Annotated in this window: 17 protein-coding genes; 10 read left to right on the top strand and 7 right to left on the bottom strand. The window is 53.7% G+C overall.

Annotated features, from left to right (window positions below; all coding sequences use genetic code 11):
* Positions 1-136 precede the first annotated feature (136 nt).
* The gene (gene ppk2, locus E9531_RS03485) at positions 137-1,081 is read left to right on the top strand and encodes a polyphosphate kinase 2 (protein WP_136572358.1); all 945 of its coding nucleotides are present in this window, start codon (positions 137-139) and stop codon (positions 1,079-1,081) included.
* Between the two features lie 208 nt (positions 1,082-1,289).
* Here the strand turns inward: ppk2 and E9531_RS03480 are convergent, their stop codons facing one another.
* Both E9531_RS03480 and yihA read right to left on the bottom strand, forming a co-directional pair.
* On the bottom strand, positions 1,290-2,342 hold the full coding sequence (locus E9531_RS03480) for a hypothetical protein (protein WP_211343360.1): 1,053 nt from the start codon (positions 2,340-2,342) through the stop codon (positions 1,290-1,292).
* 17 nt (positions 2,343-2,359) lie between these two features.
* Positions 2,360-3,094: a ribosome biogenesis GTP-binding protein YihA/YsxC gene (gene yihA / locus E9531_RS03475; RefSeq protein ID WP_136572357.1), complete on the bottom strand. Its 735-nt coding sequence runs from the start codon at positions 3,092-3,094 to the stop codon at positions 2,360-2,362.
* A 176-nt stretch (positions 3,095-3,270) separates the two neighbouring features.
* On the opposite strand from yihA, the gene E9531_RS03470 reads away from it, so the two are divergent.
* From E9531_RS03470 to E9531_RS03460, 3 genes are all read left to right on the top strand, one after another.
* Complete coding sequence (locus E9531_RS03470) at positions 3,271-5,421, top strand: cytochrome c biogenesis protein ResB (protein WP_158291711.1); 2,151 nt, start codon at positions 3,271-3,273, stop codon at positions 5,419-5,421.
* Complete coding sequence (ccsB, locus tag E9531_RS17745; protein ID WP_244609962.1) at positions 5,418-6,785, top strand: c-type cytochrome biogenesis protein CcsB; 1,368 nt, start codon at positions 5,418-5,420, stop codon at positions 6,783-6,785. Before E9531_RS03470 ends, ccsB begins: the two co-directional genes overlap by 4 nt.
* A gap of 261 nt (positions 6,786-7,046) precedes the next feature.
* Positions 7,047-7,247 carry a heavy-metal-associated domain-containing protein gene (locus E9531_RS03460; protein ID WP_136572355.1) on the top strand — a complete coding sequence of 67 codons (201 nt, stop codon included), beginning with the start codon at positions 7,047-7,049 and terminating at the stop codon, positions 7,245-7,247.
* 251 nt (positions 7,248-7,498) lie between these two features.
* Here the strand turns inward: E9531_RS03460 and E9531_RS03455 are convergent, their stop codons facing one another.
* The gene (locus E9531_RS03455; RefSeq protein ID WP_136572354.1) at positions 7,499-13,414 is read right to left on the bottom strand and encodes a DUF11 domain-containing protein; all 5,916 of its coding nucleotides are present in this window, start codon (positions 13,412-13,414) and stop codon (positions 7,499-7,501) included.
* Here E9531_RS03455 and E9531_RS03450 point away from each other — a divergent pair.
* A complete protein-coding gene (locus E9531_RS03450) occupies positions 13,413-13,601 on the top strand; it encodes a hypothetical protein (protein ID WP_136572353.1) in 189 nt (62 codons plus the stop codon). The two genes, E9531_RS03455 and E9531_RS03450, sit on opposite strands and share 2 nt — an antisense overlap.
* Before the next feature lie 633 nt (positions 13,602-14,234).
* Positions 14,235-15,866, top strand: coding sequence for an FMN-binding glutamate synthase family protein (locus tag E9531_RS03445; protein ID WP_136572352.1), 1,632 nt, complete (start codon positions 14,235-14,237; stop codon positions 15,864-15,866).
* Positions 15,867-15,906: 40 nt separating this feature from the next.
* Here E9531_RS03445 and lptG read toward each other — a convergent pair whose 3' ends face one another.
* A complete protein-coding gene (lptG, locus tag E9531_RS03440; RefSeq protein ID WP_136572351.1) occupies positions 15,907-17,052 on the bottom strand; it encodes an LPS export ABC transporter permease LptG in 1,146 nt (381 codons plus the stop codon).
* Complete coding sequence (gene lptF / locus E9531_RS03435) at positions 17,049-18,152, bottom strand: LPS export ABC transporter permease LptF (protein WP_136572350.1); 1,104 nt, start codon at positions 18,150-18,152, stop codon at positions 17,049-17,051. The genes lptG and lptF overlap by 4 nt, the downstream gene beginning before the upstream one ends.
* A gap of 59 nt (positions 18,153-18,211) precedes the next feature.
* Here lptF and E9531_RS03430 point away from each other — a divergent pair, with 59 nt between their 5' ends.
* Positions 18,212-19,744: a leucyl aminopeptidase gene (locus E9531_RS03430; protein WP_136572349.1), complete on the top strand. Its 1,533-nt coding sequence runs from the start codon at positions 18,212-18,214 to the stop codon at positions 19,742-19,744.
* A 140-nt stretch (positions 19,745-19,884) separates the two neighbouring features.
* Here E9531_RS03430 and E9531_RS03425 read toward each other — a convergent pair whose 3' ends face one another.
* Together E9531_RS03425 and alr are read right to left on the bottom strand one after the other, a co-directional pair.
* Positions 19,885-20,907, bottom strand: coding sequence for an ABC transporter permease subunit (locus tag E9531_RS03425; RefSeq protein ID WP_136572348.1), 1,023 nt, complete (start codon positions 20,905-20,907; stop codon positions 19,885-19,887).
* Between the two features lie 55 nt (positions 20,908-20,962).
* A complete protein-coding gene (gene alr / locus E9531_RS03420; protein ID WP_136572347.1) occupies positions 20,963-22,084 on the bottom strand; it encodes an alanine racemase in 1,122 nt (373 codons plus the stop codon).
* Between the two features lie 101 nt (positions 22,085-22,185).
* Between alr and lplT the strand changes: the two genes are divergently transcribed.
* The 3 genes from lplT to E9531_RS03405 all read left to right on the top strand — a co-directional run bounded on the left by lplT (position 22,186) and on the right by E9531_RS03405 (position 25,469).
* The gene (gene lplT / locus E9531_RS03415; protein ID WP_136572346.1) at positions 22,186-23,496 is read left to right on the top strand and encodes a lysophospholipid transporter LplT; all 1,311 of its coding nucleotides are present in this window, start codon (positions 22,186-22,188) and stop codon (positions 23,494-23,496) included.
* Between the two features lie 16 nt (positions 23,497-23,512).
* Positions 23,513-24,307, top strand: a complete 795-nt coding sequence (locus E9531_RS03410; protein WP_244609961.1) for a nucleotidyltransferase family protein — start codon at positions 23,513-23,515, stop codon at positions 24,305-24,307.
* 322 nt (positions 24,308-24,629) lie between these two features.
* Positions 24,630-25,469, top strand: coding sequence for a tetratricopeptide repeat protein (locus tag E9531_RS03405; protein WP_136572345.1), 840 nt, complete (start codon positions 24,630-24,632; stop codon positions 25,467-25,469).
* Positions 25,470-25,531 lie beyond the last annotated feature (62 nt).

Here is a 25,531-nt window from a genome sequence, read left to right as displayed (position 1 = left end):
CTGCCTACAATCGTGCATTCAACAAACCGCCTTCGGGCGGTTTTGTCGTTACAAGACCTGTGCAGTAAGCGGCCAAGCTGTGTCATAAAGATGTCATGCGCAACGCATATCGTGCGTGATCACTAGGAGTTACCCCATGAACGACCGCCCCACCTTCACCCACCACAAAGACATTCTGCGCAGTATTGAGCGCGACCTGATCGACAGCTATGACGAAGAGTTGGAACAAGAAATCGACGATGATCGGCTCAGTGATGCCAGTCTGTTGAAAACCTTGGGTATTGACGAGAACAGTGTGGATGACGGCGACATGAATCGCCAAACCTACTTCCGTGAGTTACTGCGTTTACAAGGTGAATTAGTCAAACTGCAGGACTGGGTTCAGCACACCAAAGAAAAAGTCGTGGTGATCTTTGAAGGGAGGGATTCCGCCGGCAAAGGTGGTGTCATCAAGCGCATCACGCAGCGTCTTAACCCACGTGTGTGCCGTGTTGCCGCCCTGCCCGCACCGAACGACCGTGAGCGCACGCAGTGGTATTTTCAGCGCTACGTCTCGCACCTGCCTGCAGGCGGTGAAATCGTGTTGTTCGATCGCAGTTGGTACAACCGCGCCGGCGTTGAGCGCGTGATGGGCTTTTGCAATGACGAACAATACGAAGAGTTCTTCCGCTCCGTGCCAGAGTTTGAGCGCATGTTGGTGCGCTCAGGCATTCGTCTGATCAAGTACTGGTTCTCCATCACTGACGAGGAGCAAGAGGCCCGCTTCATGGCGCGCATTCACGACCCACTCAAACAATGGAAACTCAGTCCCATGGATGTGGAATCGCGTCGCCGTTGGGAAGACTACACCAAGGCCAAAGAAGTCATGCTTGAGCGCACCCATATTGCCGAGGCGCCATGGTGGATTGTGCAAGCAGTGGAAAAGAAAAAAGCGCGCCTCAATTGCATCAGCCACTTGCTTGATCAACTGCCTTATGAAGCCATCCCACATCCAGAAGTGGCCTTGCCACCGCGGGTCTACCACCCAGACTATCTGCGCCACCCTGTGCCAGCCAACATGCACGTGCCCGATCGTTATTGAAACGGGAAGCATAAAACGCAGCCCACAGCACAGCACTTATTGCATGGATTGATGGTTGCTGATTAAAAGCGACCATCCAAAAACAATAATGGCTATGTGCAGGCTTCAGGGATCACTCAAAATGTCCTGCACCTTTTGCGTCAGGCGGGAGTCTTCGCAAACGCGCTTCGCGCAAACACCTGAACGCTCCGACCTATCGCCCATAGATTCAGAAGTGCATTTCCACACTCAAGCCCAGCGCCCAAGCGCGCTCGCGGCTGACCAACACCTTGTCTTTCGGCCAGAAATGGCCCAAAGTGACTTTGCCAAATAACCAATCTTTATAGACTGGCTGGCGCCAAGACGTCCTGATGCCATAGTTTGAAATATCCACCTCACCGGTGGTGCCCTGCACCAATGCTTCCACCGATGCCGTGCGAATGCCTGGGAAGTCTTTGATCAAGCCCACACTGCTTTGCCACTCGAAGCCGTCTGTACGACGGGTGATGGTTCCCACGGTACTCCACCGCGCCAGCAATGACGAGGTCAGCGCATGCTCGTAGTCAACCACGGTGGTGGAGCCAAAACTGTCTTTGACCGACCAGAACAAGCTTTCGCGGAAATACACCATATCGCGCGGCGAAAGCTGCCATTGCGTGCGATAACGCGCCTGCACGTAGGGATTCAAACCACCACGAAAACCGACGCGAAAATCCAAATTATCCTGAAAGTCATACCCCAAACCAGCGAAGAAAGACTGATCACCACGGCGGCTTTCACGCAGCAACATTTGCTCGCGGGTAAAGGCCTCTGGCTGATCGCGCACGATCTCATCCTTGTTGTCCTGACCAATGAACGCGTACGCCTTGTCTTTCAAATTGGGCAATCCCACGCGCAAGCGAAAACGCGCATTGACTTTCACGCCTTCGCGCTGATCCCACAACGAGTTCAAGCGCACATAGCCAGAGACTTTGCCCTTGTCATCAAAAGGCTCATCGCCAAACCAGCCATCCACCGTACTGGCCAACCAATACGACGCGCCGTAGGTGTAGTCTCGGGCGGACTCCAGCCATCCGATATCACCCGCTTGCGCGCCTGAGGCTGTACTGGATGCGTCAGGGGTGGCCTTCAAACCCAGCGAAGAAGACTCTGTGCTTGAGGTTTGCGCTTGCGCAGTACACAGGGCCATGGCACAGGTGCCAGCGACCCATGCGCTACGAACAACGCCCCACATCGGAGCAGGCCCATTCGACGTTATTGCTTGTACTCGGTTCGCAGCCATCACATCTCCATTCGTTGTTAAGCTTCAGGCGCAGAACCTTGTTCCTGCGGCACTGCAGCCTCGGTGTTTTCTGATGCTGCAACCATTTGCTGCGCATCTTCCAGTAACCAATCGCGCAACAAGACGGCCACATCGGAGACGCCTTGCTTCTTCAATGCTGAAAACAAATGCACCTGCCCGCCGCCTGCATTCAAGCGCGTGATCTGCAGCGCCTTGGTCTGCTCTGTACGGTTGAGCTTGTCTGCCTTGGTGAGTAAAACCAAAAAGCGCAAACCCGCTTCTACCCGCGGGCGAATCATCTCCAAGAGCGCCTCATCCAACTCTGTCAGGCCCAAACGCGAATCGCACAACAGCACAATCGCGCTCAGGTTGGGGCGACTGAGCAAATAATTTGCCATCACACGCTGCCAGCGCAACTTGTCTTGTTGGGGAACGGCCGCATAGCCATAACCAGGCAAATCTGCCAGTACAGCCTGAGGGGCCTCTTTAGGCCCTAAAGCAAACAAATTGATGTGCTGCGTACGTCCTGGTGTTTTAGAGGCAAACGCCAATTGACGCTGCTGGGTCAGCGTATTGATGCAGGTTGATTTACCGGCATTGGAGCGCCCTACAAAAGCCACTTCAGGCAAGTCGATAGGAGGCACTTGGTTTAATTGGGCCGCCGTGATCATGAAACGGGCGGTGTGCCACCAGCCCAAGGCCTTTTTGGCCTCAAGCGGGTCAGCGTGTAAAGAAGCAGAAGAAACGGTCATGGGCCGCAGTATGCACTGCATTTTGCACGGCTCAAAGCAGATAGCATAACCGCCACAAAATGAAGGCTTAGTGCCTAGGCGCACAATAGACAGCTTTTCAAAAAACACGTATAGCGCACTGCGCAACAGGAGGCATGCGGCATTTCAATGTGCCTAGCCTTACAGCAGATTTTCCCATGGCAGCGGGTTCCATAGACCAACACCACCACTGGCGTGCCCATCTGCGGCGCAGCTATCGGCTGCTGTCCTCCATGCCATTTGCCATCGCCTTGCTATGTGTATTGGCACTGGCGTCGGTCATTGGCACAGTAGTGCCCCAGCATGCTCCTGCAGCGCAATACTTGGCCGATTTTGGTCCGTTATGGGCCAGCATCTTTGCGCTCTTGCAATTGCACGCCATCTACAGCGCATGGTGGTTCATGCTGATTTTGGCTTTCCTCACACTCAGCACCGCACTGTGCGTGCTGCGCAACGCCCCTAAGTTCATTGCAGGCATGCGGCGCTACCAGGAACATATCCGCATCAGCAGCCTGAAGGCCATGCCTTGGCATGTGCACGCACAACACTCGCACCCTGAGCCACCGCAACAACTGGCTACCCAATGGGCACAGCAATTGCAAAACGCAGGTTGGCGGGTACGTCTTCAAGAGCGGCGCAGCAAACATACTGGGACACAGGACGTCTTTACCGGATGGCTAGTAGCAGCCAAACGTGGCACAGGGCATCGCTGGGGCTACATCGCCAGCCATAGCGCCATTGTGCTCATTGGCCTAGGGGGCTTGATCGACAGTGACTTCTGGTTGCGCATGCAAGCGCAGTGGAGCAATATCGCCCCTGCTGCTAGCTTTGAAGCGTTGATGCAGACACCACAAGCCCACCGCCTGAGTGGCAATACCCTGGCCTATCGCGGTAACGTACTCGTGCGCGAAGGCACCCGTGCCAGCGACGCCATCGTTCAAACGGCCAATGGATATTGGCTGCAGCCTTTGCCTTTTGAGATTGAGTTGCGCCAATTCCAACGTGAACAGTACGCCACGGGCGCAGCCAAAATGTTCACCAGTGTTGTGCGCATTCACGACCAAGACCATGCGCAAGCAGACGATGGGCTTATTGCCGTCAATGCGCCCCTGCATACCCATGGCCTCTCGATCTACCAATCCGGGTTTGGCGATAGCGGCTCGCCTGTTCAATTGCAGCCCGTACCATTGATAGCGTCATCGCATAACGCACCTGCAACCAACCCGCAACCGCTTTTGCCAGCGCCACTTCATGCCAAAGTAGGCCAACAGCTCGAAATGCCCTCTCCTGCGGAAGCTCGCCTAGAGATCGTAGGGATTGAAGAAGCTGCAATACAAGATGTACGCCAAGTCGATCTGACGGCAGTAAACAGCGCACGCCCTGCGCTAGGCTCCAGCATGCTCTACCGCATTCGCGATGCCGCAGGGCAAGCCGTTGAATTCCAGAACTACACACACGCCATTACGCTCGACGATGGCGTCCCCGTGTATCTGTTTGGGGCACGCACTGCGGCGCAAGAGGCCATGGTCTTTTGGCGCCTCCCCCAAGATGCTGATGGTGGCCTGCAAGACTTTGTGCGCCTGCTCCATGCCATGCAAAACCCTGCCATGCGCGCAGCCGCAGCTGCCCATTACGCACAAGGCGATTTGCCCCATGCGCCCCTTGCGACACAAACACAACTGGCGCAGTCTAGCCAACAAGTGCTAGATCTCTTTGTCAGCGCATGGCCAACCACACCACAGGTCGCACCTGCGTCCACATCAGCACATGCAGCAACAGGCCTTGAGATCCTGTCGCAATTCATTGAGACCCATGTACCGACTCACGAACAAACCCAAGCAGCCAACATGATGCGCCGCGTGCTCACCAACACCTTGCTGGAGCTGCTGCAGCAAGCGCGCGCGCTTGCACACTTGCCTGCACGTGACCCGCAATCGCCACAGACACAAGCATTCATGCAAGCTGCCGTAGCAAGCCTCAACGACATGGTGCTCTACCCCGCCACTGTGTTCTACACCCTTCGAAACTTCACACCTGTATACACCAGCGTGCTATTGGTCAGCAAAGCACCTGGCCGCTACTTGGTTTACCCAGGTTGTGTGTTGTTGGTGGTGGGTCTATTCATCATGCTGTTTGTGCGTGAACGCCGGTTGTGGGTATGGATTCACGCACTGCCAACGCAAGCGAACATGGATACACACCAAGTCACCATCGCCATGTCGTCCAATCGTCCGCAACGCGAAAACAGCCGAGAATTCACTGCGCTTACCACCTTGCTACTAGGCACGCAGCGCACCTTTGACTCATGACAGCCCCTCCACCACCGCCAACTCCCGCCTTGGCGCAGCGCACATCCACTCATGGCGCACCCAAGCGCACCACCATTTCACGCCTGTGCAATGCGGGCTTTGTACTGCTGACCTGCGCGGCCAGCCTTTGGACATGGTGGCACTACGCTGCGGCACTGGATGCATACGAAACAGCCTTGCTGCTAGGCAGCGCTCTTCTCATCAGTGTGCTGGGCTGCAACTGGCGGCCATTACAGGGCTTTGCCATCAGCACTGCCACGCTGAGCTTGCTGGCCATCACGCTTTACAAAACTCCAAACGGGCCTGACCTGCAACAAGCCCAAAACAGTTGGGCTTTGCAATACGCACTCTCAAGCCAATCTGCCATCTTGTGGATGGGGGTACTGTTCGCGCTTGCCACCACGTTTTATTGGCTGGCACTGTGGCAAACGGCCCAGCGCGCTGAACATTCGCCATTGAGCAGCATCGCGCGTACGCTCACTTGGGCCGCCTGCTGCATGGCCCTCACAGGCAGTCTCGTGCGGTGGTACGAAAGCCATCTTCTGGGGGCCGGCATGGGCCACATCCCCATCAGTAATTTGTACGAAGTGCTCATTCTTTTTTGCTGGATGACCGCCGTGCTCTACCTTTATTACGAAGCTGAATATGCTGGACGCATGCGCCATATGGGGGCACTGGTGCTGCCACTGATTTGTGCCACTGTTGGTTTTTTATTCTGGTATAGCGTCAATTACCAAGCCCATGCCATTGAGCCCTTGGTACCTGCACTACAAAGCTGGTGGATGAAACTGCATGTGCCGGCCAATTTCATTGGTTATGGCGCGTTTGCGCTGGCGGCGATGCTTGCCTTTGCATGGCTCATTCAGCACCATGCACAGCGCAAGCTATCTTGGACACTGGCGACGTTATGGCTGCTGGGCATTGCCTTGTGCGCAACGCCTTTCGCGTTCCAGCACAATGCCACAAACCATATCGCGCTGTACGCAGGGTTACTCGCTGTATGGGTCGCGGTGCTGGTGAGCTTACGTCAACCTCTGGCTCGGCGCTTGCCAGATGCTCCCATCCTTGAAGAACTCATGTACAAAACCATTGCGCTGGGGTTCGCCTTTTTCACCATTGCCACCATACTGGGCGCATTGTGGGCCGCCCAAGCATGGGGAGGCTACTGGAGCTGGGACCCCAAAGAAACTTGGGCGCTGATTGTCTGGCTTAACTACGCAGCATGGTTGCACTTGCGCTTGGTCAAAGGTTTGCACGGCCCTGTGCTGGCTTGGTGGGCACTGGCTGGCCTGGTCATTACCACATTTGCATTCTTAGGCGTCAACCTCTTCTTGGGAGGTCTGCACAGTTACGGGCAACTGTAACGCCCATACGGCGCATACATTTTCACGCCAATTTGACGTATAGCGAAACCCTAATTGTTTAGTCCCGGCATCTTCCAATTGGCCCAAGCCGCCATACAAGCGCTTTGGTTGCACGCCCCCCCTCCATAAACACCCCGTCGATAGCAGCACAGTCGACAGAAGATTCACATCCAAGCTACGATATGCGAGCAAGCAACAGACACTTTTAACGGGCACATGCGACGTGCCCAGCCATTCCCGTATAACACCAAGGAGATCCCTATGAACCAAACCTTCAAAGTGACCGGCATGACCTGTGGCCACTGCGTCAACGCTGTGCAAAGAGCCATTCTGAAAACCGACAACACTGCCAAAATCCAAGTGGATTTGCCTACTGGCTTAGTGAGTGTCGCCAGCAGCTTGCCGCGCTCGACCTTGGTAGCGGTCATTGAAGAAGCCGGCTACAAAGTCACCTCGCCCTAAGACGCCTACCGACTACCTTGATTCGGGTAGTGCGACATCAACTTTCAGTTGCCCAATCTCAGTAAAGAAAAAGGAGTGCGATTGCACTCCTTTTTCTTTACTGGCGTAACCACTTGCATTCAACTGTCGTGTACTCAAGCACATGGCATGCCTCTACACACTGTAGGTTGCCGCAGTTTGATTACGCCCGTCCATTCATGTTCAAGTGATTGAGCAGCCCCTGATGCCTACGTATCAAGGGCTGCAACCAATCAATGGGCCTGACGACGCAAGGTTACAAAACCACCCGCCAGCATTGCCATGAACATCGCCAGCCATGGCAGCAAGCCACCCAATGGCACAGGCGTGCTGTCTGGCGTTCCAGTGGTGGTCACAGTTGATTCCGTTGTGCAAGGCGCTGTAGTGCATTGCTCAGGAGGAACCGTTACGGTCGCCACGTTTTCAACTGGTTCACGCACAGTTGCTGCAATCGTGGCCTCAACCGTATACGTCAACACAGCACCTGGATTAAGGGTAACCGTATCGCTGATATCACCACTGCCACTGGCCGTGCAACTATTGGCAAAGCCTGCATCTACCCCAGGGTTGCTGACCACACAAGTCCAACCGTTAAATGTAACTCCTGCAGGCTGCGCATCTGCCACCGTAGCATTCACAACAGGCCCTTCCGTACTGTTGGTCACCTCAATGGTGTACTGCACAGTTTCTTCTGCAGCTGTGTACACATAGTAGGACTTGTCTACGCTCTTGAGCACAGTCAGCGCGCCAAATGGCTTCGGTGGAATGGTTGAATCATCTTCTACCAAACAGCTGGTTGTGCACTCAGCGCCTGGTGGTGAAGTAACGGCAGCGGTATTGGTCAAACTGCCCACAACATCATCAGCAATGGTGGCCAACACGGTGTACGTCACAACAGCACCTGGCTGCAAGTCCACAGTCGTGTTGATTGCGCCATTTCCGCTGGCCGAACTGCAGGCTGTTGTCACACCAGAGTAGGTTGTGCCAGGCGTGGTCACAACGCATTCCCAAGAATCAATCGTGACCCCTGTTGGTGGCGTATCGACTACGTTAAAGCCTGTGCCGCCATGTGGCCCTGTATTGCCAACCACAATGCTGTACTGCACTGCTGTTGTCAAATAAGGTTGGTAGCTGGCAATATTGGCCTCTTTACGCACGGTTGGCTGCACTTCTCGTGGTTCATTGGTCACCGTGCTGGTATTCTCAACCGAGCAATCAGATACACAAGTCACTTCAGGTGGAAGCGTTGGCGGTGTGCTCACCGTCACACTGTTGATCGCTTCATCCACCACTGATGCACCAATTGTCGCTTGGATGGTATAGGTAATCTCTGCTGCGGGCTGCAGATCAACAGTGGTATTCAACGCACCGGATCCATTGTCTGCACCACAAGCGGTCGCCACTCCCACATAGGGAACACCAGCATTGGTTACTGCACAAGTCCAATTGCCTAACGTGACGCCTGTTGCCGGCGTATCGACCACCGTAAAGTCGTTCAAACCGTCAGAACCTGCATTTCCAACCACGATGGTGTAGACCAATGGTGTCACATCGCCTTCAATGAACTGGGTTACCGAAGCAGTTTTGGTCACAGTAGGTTGCACAGAACGCGTGATGTCCAATGGTGTCGGCACATCGTTGTCTGGATGCGTTGGCAACTCCGATGCATTGCCCCCCTTAGGATCACTCCCGTTGAAGCTGCGATCGGTCACTGGCGTACCGTCTGCCGAACCGCTGGCGATGGCCGTATTTTCAAAATGAAACTGCCCAGCAGCAGGTGCAAACCGCACGGCAAAACGACAGCTCACCTCGCCTGGAGAACTGGCAGATGCCGCAGGCAATACCGTCGCGTTCCGCAACAAATTGGTAGCCGTATCGCCATTGAAACCTGGATTGGTCTCGTACTCTGCACCCGGAAGAACCTCTCCATGTTCAATTGAGCACGACTGTGAACCGCCCAGGATGGTATAGGTGCCCGGCACCGTTGGCGTACCCGACACATGGTTGCCAAAATTCGGCGCGCTACCTGTCAAAGTATCTGTCAAGTTAAATGACGTCACGTCTTGCGGACCATAATTACGGGCACCTACGACATAAGAAACAGTCCATGTACCGTCACTATTGGCTTCAGGCAAGCCACCCGCAGTGTCGATGTACTTATAGGTACCAATTTGCGGTTCAGCCAATGCGGTAAATTCTGCTGTATCTTCGTTGTTGTCCGTCGTCACTTCTGTAGTGGGTGTAATCACCCTCGCAGTATTGAGATACTTCTGCGTCAGTGCGCCCAATGGGCTTGGCACCTGAGCCCCGAACGTGATCGGACCGCCCACTGTAGCCCCCATTGGAATAGGGAGTGCGCCTGAATACTCACAGGTGACCGCTGTTGTTGTAGAGGCACTGCAATTCCAGTCATCCCCTGTTGGCGTTGCCACAATGGTCAAACCAGCTGGCAGAGGATCAGTAACGGTAATGCTGCCTGTTAGAAACGGACCTGCATTGACATGGGAATTGTCATTGCGAACAATGATTTCGTATGCAGCATTTTGCCCAGCAGTTACGCGTGCAGGACTGACCGATTTGGCGATCGCCAGATCAGGACCAACGACACGTGTGGTCACGGTATTCGAGCCTGGATTGCGCGCTGTCAAACTAGGTGAATCACCCGTAAATTGGTTGGCATACATATTCCCTACTGTATTACCGCTGGCAGACATCTCAACCTTGAGCTCATACATCTGCCCAGCCGAAATAGCTTGTCCACCCTTCGCACGGACATAAATGGCCGTTACATCAGCCCAGGCAGTAGGACAGTTGCTCCCACCAAGCGAGCTACACCAATTGGTTGTAGTGGCACTATTGGCTCCAGAACCATCCAAAACATGGCTTACATCGTAGGGAGCGTTATGAATATTCGTTGCAGTGTTGCTGGTGTAATAAATCTCCACATCAGTATCATCTGTCCCACCTTCAAGGGAAGTGGCAGTTGCTGATACCGGGCCGGCCAAACCAAAGCTACCGGAGAAACTGGTCGGAGGCACACGACCATCCCCCATATGGGGCAACACATCAATCAAGCGGAAGTCATGCATGGTATTGCCAATTGCACCGTACTGCAGTTGGTAACTAAAGTCAGAGTCGGTGGGTACCACCTCATGACTCACCACCTTATTCAACACAGCGCCAGGGGCCGCGTCTACAGACAGGTTCCAGTTGCTGAATGAACAAGTTTGATTAGGAACACAGGCAAAACCAGTTGACCCACCCGCATAGCGGGCTGCTCGCAAAGAATTGTTGGTCGAATCGGCAAACGAGGTATTCAACAAAGGAGTTCCACTTGTCGCGTTCGCACTGACCCTCGCCCGGAATTGCAAGGCAGGTAAATTTGCTAGAGCGTTACCCGGAGCCGCTTTGGTCGCCGTTTGCCCGGGTAAATCCCAGCGGCATGCGGTGTAGCCAGCCGGAATGGCCGCAGAGGCTGTCGTAGGTGAACCCCAGCCTGTAGGCCATGGCATAGGCCCAACGTGGCACTGCGGGTCTGCAAAAACGGTACCACCTAAGGTTGTTGAGCCTGCGACATATTCCATGTGCGGTGGTAGTACATCGTATACAGCGACATCTGTTGTATGCGCACTGCCAGAAGTACTCAGGTTCGCAACCAAACGGTACGTCACTTGGCTTCCTGGTACAACCAATCCTGAGTTCGGATGGCTAGGAGAAGTCTTGGTGATTTGTGGAAATTCATTTTGATAAATTTCAAAACTATTCGCAGCATTAAAAACACGGTTGCCAGAATACACCCAGTCGAACACATTGGTTGACATCATGTCTGTCGTGGTGCTGTTTTCAGCTACAACCGTGCCTGGCGCAACAAACGGAGCGTTTGCTGATCCCACAGCAGTTGCGAATGCCGTAACGCTATTTACCCGGCTTGGAATAATGTGCCAGAAACTTATGCCAGGTTGCATACCGTCATAGCTCATGCGCACCCGCGACACATCCTGCAATGTATAACCAGCCGCTTGCAATGCATCAATCGAGTCAAACCATGTTGCATCTAAGTCTCCGCAACCACTGGTGCCCATAGTCCCTGACGCCACATTGGCCTGATCATAAGGAGAGCTTACTGTAGTCACGCTGGTCCAGGTGCCGCTGCCGCTGGTTGCTGCGCCGCCAGCACTTGGGGCATTAGTAATACCTGCTCCACCCACACCCAACTCATAACGCGGTGTGAAACCGGTTATCGGGCCCACCTCCCATCTGGAAAGAATGCCTGTAGCTGGGTCCACAGCCCTTCGTGGATTATTGGGTGTAATAGAGGGAATCGCACGCGCATCCACAAAAGTGGTCCGCGCATTATCAATTTTGTCGCAGGTATAACCTGCTGGCAATGGCTCCGACCCAGCGTTACTGATAATCAAACGGTTGGCAAAATATTGCCCCGGGGCCGCAATGTTGATATGCGAGTCCGTTGTGATGTTTGGATCGTTGCGGTCAGTTACGTCCCATCCGTTAGGGTTTGAGTAAAAATTGACCCATGCCGAATGCACTTTGCTTGCCCTGCCGTCTATCCTACGCTCAGCGGCCTGCACATTAACGTTGCTATCAGTATGGGGATCATGGTTGTTCTGGCCTGTGACAGACTCTCCTAAAAATGTGATCCTGTTGGTTAAGAAATCAATCTTTTCGCCCTGACCAGGTGGAATTACGACATCTGTAAGCGGTGCCCACACCAAAACCGTTTTACTCGCCACCCAAAATTCATTGGTGGGCTGCTCCAAATTGGCCGAATTAACCAACTGAGTAGTCCTTGCCGATCCTTTATAAATGGGAAAGTGCTTCAGACTAAAGTCTGTACCAATCAGCTCAAAAGTTGCGGTTTTGTTTACTGTATCGTTCGAACCAGGAACCAATACACATTCACCACCACGGCTCACCGAAATATCAGCATTGGCACCAGTACTCGTAACAGCAGCGCCCGCATCCACAGGATAGTAGGCGACGTTGTCGAATGAATTACTGGAAACAGTCATCTGAGACTGCCAATTGCCGCAATGGCGTGGCGACCCCACAGGAACACTGCTGTTGCCAAGCGTGGACGGGCCAGTGATATTGGTACTTGTCACATAATCTGCATTCACAATCGGCCATGTGACCAAACGCGCATTAGGAAAATTTCCGGCGCCAGTCTGGTCTATTGGTAATAACGGATTGGAATCAGAATAATCCTCAACAAAACGGGCCGTATTCAACGCCTCAATGCCTTTGAGGGAACCCACTGCGCGCACACCGATGTTCCAAGAAAACACATAACCGTCTTCCCCATTCGGTCCGCTACCTGGCACCATCAGCGCGCCACGGATAGTATTGGATTTGACTGCATCCCACCTCGGGGCAGCAGAAACATAGAGTGGCTTTAAACCATAAAACTCTTCCGTGCCATCAGAACTAGGACCATCAAGCACAACTGTAGGCGCAGGCGTTATTCCGCTGCTTGTTGTCAATGTGAAGATGGGGGCGGGTATCTCCGTATCGTTTGGCGCAGTACCGGCAATGCGCATACGGAAATTTTGGTTATTGGCGGAAGAATTATTAGGCTGCCAACAAAATGCCTTCTGCCCATCAGCAGTTACGCCTGAAACACCCTGTTGCGGTGGGTCAGCCACAGGTGTAGCTTGGATGCCTTGGCAACCATTTGCACCAACGGGCAAATCCACATAATTGAACAAAGCGACCTGGGGATTAGGCGGGCCATTGTAAGCAGGGGGAATTGTGGCCGCAGGAATGGTCATCGTCAGCAAGACATTCGATTCCGCCGGGGTCAGCGAATAACCTACCCGGTAGCCTGCATAGTCGTGTGTGCGCACGATATAGTCGCCGGCACAGGCATCTTCCCCTGGGACTGGCGGCGTTAGCGTACATGCGGACTGAGAAAACGGAGCTGAGCCGGAATTCGTCATCCCTGCCACAAATTCCATCACCGCGGCCTGCGCGGGCAATGCAGCCGTCACCGCCACACCTGCAAAAACAACTGAAGGCAATAGTGCAGGCAAACCACTCAGTAACGTGCCCTGTGGCCTGCCACGGCGCACTGCGCGCAAGGCTTGGCCTTGAGGCGCTCGCCCTGAAAAAAGGGAAACAAGATCTCTCATGATTAATCCCACATTGAATGAAATTATTGGTAGTGCATTCCTGCTGCATCCCCAAGAAAGAAAAACAAACAGAAACACATCGTTAAACCAAGCCTTGCGTACTGTTGCAATGCAGCAAAAAATGCCACTAAAACTCAATCGCAAGCGCAAAGCACTCCGAAAACTCGGTTTGGTTGATTCTATGTAACTAAGCTCAAAAATGAAACTAAAGGTATCTAAATAACACTAAGATTAACCATGATTGACTTTGTTTAACAAACAAGATCGAATGCAACAATGGAAATCGTGTCAAATGCTGTGTTTGCCCATTTATTAAGCAAAAAAAATAACTCTTACGGTTTTCTGTATCAACATCCATTTCTCTGAGCTGCGAAAATTCAGTATTGAATTAGCACTACAAAAAAAATAACAAAACAATACACTTGTGTTTTACCAGGGCAGCATCGCAAGGAAAAACGAATGCAGACAACGTTGTTCTTCGTGCTTATGGCGTTTGTTTAATCTGACTTCAAGCGCATGCAGCAAGAAAAGAACACAAAAAGGCAAAGACATACCCAGCACGAAGTTCCCTTGAACCCTTTTGTCGTGTGCAGCGAGGCACGTCAACATGCTGGCCAGCGGAACACTTTTGGTTCTTCTTTGCTTCCGTAGCTGACGACTTAGAACACTTCTGCATGGCGAGATGTGTCCTACACCTCAGTTGTTGTATAGGCTGCACCTAATATTGCTGGCAACCGTTGGAACTTGCGCCATAGCAGCAGAGCCGGCTGTCGACTCGTGTTAACGTTCAGTGCGCGTTAAAACAAAAGGAAACCCCACCATGAGTCGATACCTTCCTTTCGCACTTTCCATCGTGTTGGCCACCCTCTCCTTCGTATTGGCCTGGACCTGGCCATGGTGGTGGGCTGCTTTCATGTTTTTTTCGGCCACATTCTTGCTGGGCTTACTGGACATGCGGCAATCGAGCAGCTCGCTACGCAGGAACTACCCGATATTGGCGCACTTTCGCTACGGACTGGAATCCATTGGCCCCGAGATTCGCCAATACTTTGTGCAAACAGACAAAGAGGAAGTGCCTTTTTCGCGGCTGGACCGCGCCATGATTTACCAGCGTTCCAAGAATCTCAATGACGTGGTGCCATTTGGCACACAGATGGATGTCTTCAGCACAGATTACGAGTGGATCAACCACTCTCTGGCACCAGCACACAACCCATCGCATGATTTTCGCGTGCTGGTAGGCGGCTCACGTTGCAAGCACAAATACTCAGCCAGTGTGCTCAATATCTCGGCGATGAGTTTTGGTTCGCTTTCAGCCAATGCCATTCGTGCGCTCAACAACGGGGCGAGAAAAGGCCATTTCTACCACGACACGGGAGAGGGTTCGATCTCGATGTACCACCGCGAAGGTGGGGGTGATCTGGTCTGGCAAATCGCCTCTGGCTACTTCGGTTGCCGCGATGAACAGGGGCATTTCAGCGAGGAGAGGTTCATTCAGAATGCCCAGCTTGAGCAAGTCAAAATGATTGAAGTCAAACTCTCACAAGGGGCCAAACCCGGACATGGCGGCATGCTGCCTGGACGCAAAGTGAATGCAGAAATTGCCATTACACGCGGCATTCCTCAAGGGGTAGATTGCATTTCGCCAGCCGCGCATTCGGCCTTTTCAACGCCGTTAGAGTTGCTGCAATTCATTGAAAAACTACGTACTTTGTCAGGTGGTAAGCCTGTGGGCTTCAAACTTGCCATTGGCCACCCTTGGGAGTGGTTTGGTATTGCCAAGGCCATGCAAGAAACCGGTTTACTGCCCGATTTCATTGTGGTCGATGGCGCAGAAGGTGGCACAGGAGCGGCACCGCCAGAATTTAGCAACAGCATTGGCGTGCCCATGAACGAGGCATTGCTGCTGGTACACAACACCTTGGTTGGATTGAATATTCGCGACCAAATTCGCATTGGTGCAGCAGGCAAAATTACCAGTGCATTTGGCATTGCACGCACGATTGCGATGGGGGCCGATTGGGTGAATGCTGCACGCGGCTTCATGTTTGCATTGGGCTGCATCCAGTCACTGTCTTGCCATACAGACAAATGTCCCACAGGGATCGCGACCCAAGACCGCTCACGCTGGAAACACCTGGATGCGACTGACAAGGCAACGCGGGTTTTCAATTTCCACGAAAACACCCTGAAGGCTTTGCGCGACATTTTGGGCGCCGCAGGTTTAGTTGACCCTAGCCAACTGGGGCCTGAACACATCATTCGCCGCATCAACCCGTACGAAGTGCGTTCCTTTGCAACGCTGTATCCCTTTCTGCAACCAGGAGCGCTGCTTTCCGGAGAGCCTGCGATCGCCCATGGCCTTTTTCGTACATTCTGGCACGTTGCTCGCAGCGACAGTTTTGCACCGCCCCCGCAAGTGGCAGAACTACAGCGAAGTAAATTATTTTGAGTTCGCTGGCTAACAGCGTATTCGCGCCAACGAACGCAAACTAACGCTGGCGCACCATGTGCGTGAAGACCCCCAACGCCAATGCGCTATAGACCAGCGCAGGCGTTGCTGCAGTGAGCAGCGGCGACCAACCGCGAATGTTCCCCACATAGCCTAATACGTTGTTCATCAGCAAATAGCTGATGCCCACCAAGATGCCAACAAAAACATAGCCCATGATGCCGCCTGAGCGAAAGTGCAGGTAAGCAAAAGGCAGCGCCAGCACCATCATGACCAAACACCCCAAAGGGTAAAACACCTTACGCCACAACTCCAACTCAAAACGCTGAGTAGACTGGTCATTGGCTTTGAGGTGGCTTACATAGTTGGCCAACTGCAAGGTGGACATGCCATCAGGCTTGAGAATCGCGGCGTTGATCATCTCTCTGTTCATCGAGGTTTCCCAACGCAGTTGAGGGTACTGGGTTACACGCAATGACTCCATCGTGCCAGTCAAGCTGCCATCAGATTCGCGCACCGGGGTCGCACTGGTAACGGGCAGAACCTCTTCACGTGCTTGCTCCAGCAGCCATGCACCACTGTCGACCTGTGCGCTGTTGGCATGAATCTGGCGAGCCAACCGTCCGTCGCGGTCGTATTCAAAAATCCGAATACCAACCACCTCACCATCTGTTTGTAACGCGGCAACACTCACAATCACGGAATGATCGCCTTGGCGCTCGCGCAGCCATGCACCAGTACCGCCTCCGGCCACAATCTGCCCCCCTACATGCTGCGCACGCAGCAGTTGGGCAGAGCGCTCGGCCCAAGGGGCCACATAATCGCCCACAACAAAGGTCAGGCCTGTGAACACGGCTCCAATCGTGAGCAAGATGCCCAATGCCCGTGAAGGGCCTAAACCTGCGGTACGCAAAATCGTGAACTGCGATGTCTTGGCATAGCGTGCCATGACAAACACCGTGCCAATGAGCACACAAATGGGCATCAGCTCGTATACATGCATCGGCGCAGAAAACGCCAAATGTGCCAACGCGTCAGTGATGCCGTAGCTGTCTGCGCCAGCACGGCTGGCAAAGCGGCTTTCGCTGATCAGATCAAAAAACATCAACAAAGCAAGAAATGCGCTGGTTGTCATAGCCACTGCGGCCATGATTTCCTTTTGCAGCATGCGTGTAACAACCTTCATACACGCACCTCCTGCCTGCGCGCCCACAACCGTTTGAGCGACCACTGGGCATTGCGCATCCACAGCCAAGCCAAGCCTACAGCGCACACACCACCGTGCAACACCACCAGCCAAACTGGAGCACTGACAACCCCGCGTCCAACCCAGCTCTCACCCAACGAAAGTAAGTTGAAATAGACCACAAAAACCAGCAACGCTGTCACGATGTGGGTCATGCGGCCTGAACGTGGATTACTGCTGGTCAACGCCAGTGCCAAGATCACGTAATTGATGGCCGCGAAAACCAGCCCCAGGCGCCAAGCCAGTTCAGAGGCATTGGCTAAATCATTGGATTGTTGCAACAAGTCGAGCGATGGCGTTGAGCGCACTGATGATTGCGCCGCCCCCACAGGGTCACGGTGCAGCAAAGCATCGTACTGGTCAAACTCCATCACGCGGATGGCTGGTTTAGCCCCTTGAATTTGCTCTACCCGCTGGCCCGAAGCCAATTGCACCCATGTCTGGCCATCTTGTTGAATCAGACTTGCCTCTTTGGCCACGGTCACAGAGCTTTCTTCACTTTGCATACGGGCAAAAAAGATTTGTTTGGCTTGCTCCAAAGAACTGCTATCACGGTCGACAAAAAACACGCTGTCACCGCTGGATGAGACCTGAAACTCGCCAGGCGCAATGCGGTCAATATCACTGCGTTGCTGAAACTGGTAGCGCAAATCCAGAATCTGTGCCTGCGACCAAGGCCAGCCCACCAATGCCAAGGCAGCAATAGCCACAATCAGCGGCCATGCAAAGCGCGCCAGCGTTGGCAAAATTCCTGCAATGCCCATGCCACTGGCAAACCAAATCACCATCTCGCTGTCTTGGTACATGCGCGCCAAGGTACCTATGATGGCCACAAACAGACTCAAACTCAGCACAATCGGCATATAGCCAAGCACGGTGTAGCCCATCACCAGCATAATGTCAGACGGACTGACCGAACCTTTGCTAGCTTGGCCCAGCGTGCGAATCAGCATTAGCGTGACGACCACCGTGAGCAACACGGTCAAGGTGCCAATGAAACTGCGGGATAAATCCTTGCGTAAAGAAGCATCAAACAACATGGGTTTGGACGAATCAATTGTTCTATTTATAGGCCGTATTGACCAAAGGAAAGCACATCATGCCAACAACGTTGGAACTCAAAAGCCTGAATTTACTGTCTGCTGCAAAAGAAAAAGTAGACCTTTTAGTGGTGTTACTGCCAGACGCAGACAGCGTAAAAACAGCCACAGGCAAAACCACATCGGGCTTGGAAACGGCCATTACACAGGCACTTGCTGCCAAAGACCTTGACTTGACCCAAACGGGCAATCATTTGTGGCTCTACAGTGTCGCACAAGTTGCTGCCCGCCGCGTTCTGCTGATCGCATCTGGTGCTGGCAGTGCAACCGATATCAGCAAAGCCCTGGCCAGCGCTACCAGCGCGTTGCGCCAAAGCACAACCGAGAAGGCCGCAGTTGTCAGCTTGCATGCGACCTTGGATGACTGCGCAGTGCATGCACTGGTACAAAGCTTAAGTGACAGTGGCTACCGTTATACCGCTACCAAACCAAGTGAGAAAAAAATCGCCTTGCAGAAATTGGTAGTTGGCGTAGCCGATAAAGCCAAAATCCAGCGCAGCTTTGTCCAGTCTGTAGGTATTGCTGCAGGTGTGGAATTGGCCAAGGAACTGGGCAACCTACCGGCAAACCATGCAACACCCACCGAGCTGGCAAAAACCGCACAAGAATTGGGCAAGGCCAAAGGCATCACCGCCAAAATCCACGGCCCACGCGACATTGCAAAACTCAAAATGGGCGCATTCCTTGCCGTAGCCCAAGGCTCCACTCAGCCCCCGCAGTTTATTGAACTGCATTACCAAGGTGCAGCCAAGTCAGAGCAACCGATTGTGTTGGTAGGCAAAGGGGTAACGTTTGACACCGGCGGCATTTCCATCAAACCAGCAGCTGGCATGGACGAAATGAAATTCGACATGTGCGGTGCTGCCAGTGTGTTGGGCGTCTTCCAAGCGCTAGCCAAACTACAACCGCGTGTGAATGTGGTGGGTTTGATTGCCGCGACCGAAAACATGCCAGGCGGCAAAGCCATCAAGCCAGGCGATGTGGTCACCAGCATGAGCGGCAAGACCATTGAAATCCTCAACACCGATGCCGAAGGTCGCTTGATTCTGTGCGACGCACTCACTTACGCCGACCGTTTACAGCCCAAAGCTGTGATCGACATTGCCACATTAACAGGCGCATGCGTCATTGCACTGGGCGGTGTGCGCAGTGGCGTATTCGCCAGTGACGACGCCTTGGCCCATGATTTACTGAAAGCTGGCGAACAAACGCAAGATCTAGGCTGGCGCATGCCTTTGGATGCTGAATATGGCGGCGGCCTGAAAACCAATTTTGCCGATATGGCCAACGTGGCCGGTCGCGAAGCTGGTGCAGTTACAGCAGCCAAGTTCTTGCAAAAATTCATTGGCAGCTGGCCCTGGGCCCATCTGGATATTGCCGGAACAGCATGGAAAAGCGGCGCCGCAAAAGGAGCAACTGGCCGCCCGGTTGGCTTACTAACCCAATATATCCTCAACCAAGCACTGCCGTTGCCTGCAGCAACGAAAACGTCTCGAAAAACCACCGGAACAAGCACCAGTAAAAAGGGATAACTCATGCGCCACGCATGTGCAGCGATCTCCTTCGCAAAGCATACGCGGCGCACTAGGGAAGGTCTGCAAAAGCTTAGCTTCCTGTACCCAAAAGGGGTGACAACGGCGCCAATAGGCACCGTTTTTGGAGTCATGAAGCATCAATCAAACTTCACACGCGGGTCAACCCACACGTAGCACAGGTCGCTTATTAGTTTGGCCACCAAGCCAATCAAAGTAAATAGATACAGCGTACCAAGCACCACTGGGTAGTCGCGCCGAATAATGCTTTCATAGCCCAACAGCCCTAAACCATCCAGCGTAAAGAGCGTTTCAATCAGCAACGAACCGGCAAAAAAAGCGCCAATGAATGCAGCAGGAAATCCCGTCACAATCGGAATCAAGGCGTTGCGAAACACATGGCGCCACAGCACCTGACGCTCGCCTAGGCCTTTGGCTCTGGCAGTCAACACGTATTGCTTACGAATTTCTTCCAATACGGCATTTTTGGTCAGCAAAGTGGTCACGGCAAAACTACCTGCCACCATGGACACGACGGGCAATGTGATGTGCCACAAATAATCCCACACACGCTGGGCAATGCTCATGTCCTCCCAACCGGAAGAAGTCAGTCCGCGCAGCGGGAACCATTCCAACTGCCCGCCAAAAACCACTAAGAGCACCACCCCCAGCACAAAGCCGGGCACGGCATAACCAATCAGCACCAGCAGCGTAGTCGCAAAATCAAATCGGCTGCCTGCTCGAACGGCTTTGGCCACGCCAAGCGGGACGGCAATCAAATAACTGATCAAGAACGTCCACAACCCTAAGCTGATAGAAACCGGGAGTTTCTCTTTGATCAGTTGCCACACGTCTTTGTTGTACATGAAGCTGCGCCCTAAATCAAAGCGCGCGAATTGACCCAACATTTGAAAAAAACGTTCGTGTGCAGGCTTATCGAAACCATACAAGGCCTTGATTTCTTCAAGGCGCTTAGCATCAATGCCTTCGTTGCCTCGGTAGCTGAGCCCGCCGCCCTCAATGCCGGCACCTGCGCGCGCTTCTGCCAAGTATTGCTCGACGGGCCCGCCAGGAACAAACTGCACAATCACAAACGTGATGAGCAACACACCCAACAGAGTGGGAACCATCAACAGCAGGCGTTTGAGGATGTATCCGAGCATGAAGGTGTCTCAATGGGTTGGCAAGAGGGCGCATCGCACGATGCGCCTCGCGAGGCTAGTCTTGCGTCTGCATGGTCACACGCGGGGCCACAGCACACATCAGTTCGTACCCGAGGGTTTGCGCATGGGCGGCCACCTCATCAATAGGCAACACAGTGAAGCCATGGCTAGCCGATGCCTGCCCCCACAAGGTAACTTCGCTACCAAAATCGGCAGGTTTACCCTGCGCTTTGGCCGCCGTCAAGTCCACAGCCAGCATATCCATACTCACGCGGCCAATGGTGCGTGTGCGTACACCGTCGACCAACACTGGTGTGCCAGTATCACAAATCCGGGGATAACCATCGGCATAGCCGCACGCCACAACGCCAATAGTCATAGGTGAATCAGCCACAAACCGTGAACCATACCCAACGGTATCGCCCGGCTGCAAGTGTTGCACGCCAATGATCGCGCTGCGCAAACTCATTGTTGGCAACAAATTCCAGTCCTGCACCGTTGCACTGGGGTAATTGGGTGAACTGCCATACAGCGCGATGCCAGCGCGCACCCAGTCTTGCCGTGCCTGCGCATCGCTTGCGGCAAACCGCAATGTCGCAGCACTGTTGCAAATGCTGCGCTCACCCGGCAAACCTTCTGTAGCGGCTTCAAACACCGCAAGTTGTTGGGCAATGCCTGGTGCGCCGTCTGCATCGCTGAAATGCATCATCAACGAAATTTCTTCGACCTGTGGCAAGGCATTCAGCCGCGACCATGCTGCGCGATAACTTTGAGGTTTGAATCCCAGCCGGTTCATACCGCCGTTGAGTTTGAGAAACACCCGGTGCGGCACATGGGTTTTGTGTGCCGCCAGCATATCAATTTGTGCATCGCAATGCACCGCATGCCAAATGCCTAAGCGCGAACACAGCTCTAAATCACGCAATTCAAAGACGCCCTCCAGCAGCACGATAGGACCGCGCCAACCCAATGCGCGTACACGCTCGGCTTCTTGCAGATCCAGTAAGGCGAAACCATCTGCCGCGCGAAACGCATCAAAAACACGTTCAATACCGTGCCCGTAGGCATTGGCTTTGACGACGGCCCACAATTTGGCATCCGCCGCTCGGGTACGCATGATGTCCATGTTGTGGCGAAGTGCCTGGGTATGGATCACGGCATGAATAGGACGAGGCATGGCAATCAGTCTGAATCAATTGGATGGGCTATTGTCTCACTCCGTAACAGGCTCGTGATATAACGACGCGTTTTGACCAAGAACACCAGTTCCCGCGCCTCATGAAACCCGGTTTTTCCACCATTATGTCTGCCCAGTTTTTCAGCTCACTGGCGGACAACGCTCTTTTTGTGGTGGCCGTGGAGTTGCTGCGGCGCAGCGGCGCGCCTGAATGGCAAAGCGCAGGCTTGGTGCCAATGTTCGCGTTGTTTTATGTATTGCTGGCCCCGTTTGTAGGCGCTTTCGCAGATGCCTACCCGAAAGGGCGCGTCATGTTTCTCAGCAACGCCATCAAGGTCATTGGCTGCGTCATGATGATCTATGGCTCACACCCCCTGCTCTCTTATGCCATTGTCGGCTTGGGTGCGGCCGCTTACTCTCCTGCCAAATACGGCATTCTCACTGAACTCCTACCGCCATCTCTTCTAGTCAAGGCCAATGGTTGGATTGAAGGTTTGACGATCTCATCGATTATTTTGGGTGTTGTTGTCGGCGGGTTGCTGGTCAGCGATGCCTTCTTCGAAGGGCTTCAAGCGCTTTCCATCCCAGGTTTGGACAGCGCTTTCCATACACCAGTGCAAGCGGCCTTGGGGTTGATTGTTCTGCTCTATGCCTTAGCCGCTACCATCAATATGTTCATTCCGCGAACGGCCGTACCCCTGCGCCCCATGTGGAAAGGCACCAACTTGGGGGCAATCGGTTGCACCAAAGCCCTGCTGCACGATTTCATCTCGGCCAACAGCTGCCTTTGGCGCGACAAATTAGGGCAAATTGCCCTGTCTACGACCACCTTGTTCTGGGGCGCTTCGGGCAATCTGCGCTATATCGTGCTTGCATGGAGTGCCGTGGTGTTGGGGCTGAACACCACCCAATCGTCTTCGCTGCTGGGTGTGGTAGCGATTGGCACAGCCATTGGCGCAGTGGCTGCAACCTTCATGGTCAAACTCGAACGTGCCACCAGCGTACTGGCAGTGGGTGCGCTCATGGGCGCCGTGGTCGTCTTGATGCATTGGGTCAATAGTTTGTTCTGGGCGGTGCCTATTTTTGTCTTTGTTGGTGTGCTTGGCGGTTACTTGGTCGTCCCCATGAATGCACTGCTGCAACACCGCGGCCACACGCTGATGGGAGCAGGTCGTTCCATCGCTGTGCAGAACTTCAATGAACAAGCTTGCATCTTGGCGCTTGGCCTGCTGTATGCCTATTCCACCAAAATGGGGCTGGGCGCTAAGGCTGCGATGACATGGTTTGGCATCATCGTTTGCGGCATTACGTTGCTGATCATGTTGTGGCATCGCCGTAATCTGCGCGCGCACGGTGACACCATTGCACGCGACTTAGATGCCATTTGCCAAGACCACCACCGCCAAGACTGAAACGAAAGGGCTGGCCATGACAACCACCTCCGCTGTTGCGGCGCAAGCCATGGTGTTGGCTGCAGGCCGCGGCCAACGTATGCGCCCGCTGACCGACCACACCCCAAAACCACTGCTTCAAGTGCAGGGAAAAGCACTACTGGAATGGCACTTGCAGGCACTAGCCCACGCAGGCCTATCGCAAGTAGTGATCAATACGGGATGGCTGGGGCCGCAAATACCAGCTCATTTAGGGCAGCGCTACCAAGCATCGGAACACGACAGCAGCACGGCATTGAACTTGGTGTATTCTCGCGAAGACTTGGATTTTGGCTCTGGCATTGAAACAGCAGGCGGCATTAGCCGTGCACTCCCCCAATTGGAGGAAGTATTTTGGCTGGTTGCAGGAGATGTGTTTACACCAGCATTTGTGTTCGACGACGCACAGCGCTCTGCCTTACAAGCATCAGATGCTCTTGCACATGTGTGGCTGGTCCCCAACCCAGCCCACAATCCTCAAGGCGATTTCACGCTTCATGGAAACCGGGCTTACCCAGCACTGGACAAGCTGGACGTCTGCAACCCGCAAGCAAAAGTCGCAAGCGAAGGGCCAAGTTATACCTACAGCACCATTGCCCTGCTTAAACGCAGCCTGTTTGAGTTGCCGTGGTGTGCGCTTGTGCCGGGTAATCCCACCGGAGTGGCCGCACCACTGGGGCCGTTGCTGTTCAAAGCTGCCGCCCAAGGGAAAGTCAGCGCCAGCCTGTACCTAGGGCCATGGACGGATGTGGGCACCCCTGAGCGCTTAGCGGCACTGAACCAGCTACGATAAGCACTCCACATACTGCATAGCGTGCAAAAAGTCAGCGCAAACTGCACCGAAATGGCATGAATACGTGAAAAATTGGCATTTGGTAACGTCTCCAAACGTCCGTATCGCACCAAGTTTGTCACATTCGATTAGTATTAGAGCCTGTTAACGGTTTCTTTGCAGGCCGTGCATTGACTGTTAACCGGCGCTTTGCGCTACAACGTTGGTTGACATTGCACAGCGTCGTATACCGCGACCTGCTTTGCACACACCATCGCTGCAGTCCATAACTCCTTCTGTTGTCACCATCGACGCTGTCTCCGAAAGAAAAGGCCACTGACCCATGTGGGATCGCATCAAAAAGCTCTGGCAAAAAGACCCTTCTGCATCGCAGCAAGCCCCGCTCTTGTCTGAAGAGGAGCAACGCCAAATGCTGGATCAAACCAATGAAGCGCTTCGTCAAGGGCAATACGACTCAGCGCAGCACTTAGCCCTGCAGCTAGCTGGCTCCCACTTTGATGATATCGCCATCAATGGCCAGCGTTTTTTAGGGCTGGTGCACTTTCACCAGCAACAATATGCCCAAGCATGGCCTATTTTTGAAAGCTTGGCCTTGCGTACCCACAGTGTGAGCGACTGGTTCAACGTAGTGACTTCTGCGACCTTAGCCGGTGCTATTGCACAAGGCACAAGTGCGTTTGAAAAAGCCATCAAAGCGCACGAAGAAAGTCTGGACACGCCAGGTTTGAGTGTTGCCTCCATGCATTTGTATTACGCCTGTGCCTTGCGCGACCAAAACGCCTTTGCGCAAGCCTTTGAGCACGTACAAATCTTGCGTGCTTTATACGAAAAATTGCCACAAACGGATGCGCGACTGCTGGACTTGCGCAATTTCCCACGGCTCGATGCCGTGCTGGATCTGATGGCCGACGTACTGGCCCAATCCGGCGACATTCCTGAAGCCCAAGAATGGTTGCTGGCATTTGGCTCCAACCTCAAAGGTACGCCCCCTGCCGACATTGACCGAGCCATTGAGCGCATGCTCAGTCAAGCGCCAGCAACTCCGCCCGAGTCAGCCGAAGAACCAGAGCCTTCTGTTCCTGCCGCGCTGACCACCCCACGTGACCGTAAGATCCCATTGCCCGTCGAACTACGTGAAGACAAAGATCCTCGTTTGGATTAAGAGATAACTGCCTGCACCTCTGGAATGACTGCCTGATCTGCTGCACCGATGTGTTATGCCTC

Source organism: Lampropedia puyangensis, from assembly GCF_004833285.1.
Classification (GTDB): Bacteria; Pseudomonadota; Gammaproteobacteria; order Burkholderiales; family Burkholderiaceae_C; genus Lampropedia; species Lampropedia puyangensis.
The sequence above is the reverse complement of the archived record's forward strand: the minus strand, read 5'-3'. Positions and strand labels throughout refer to the sequence as shown.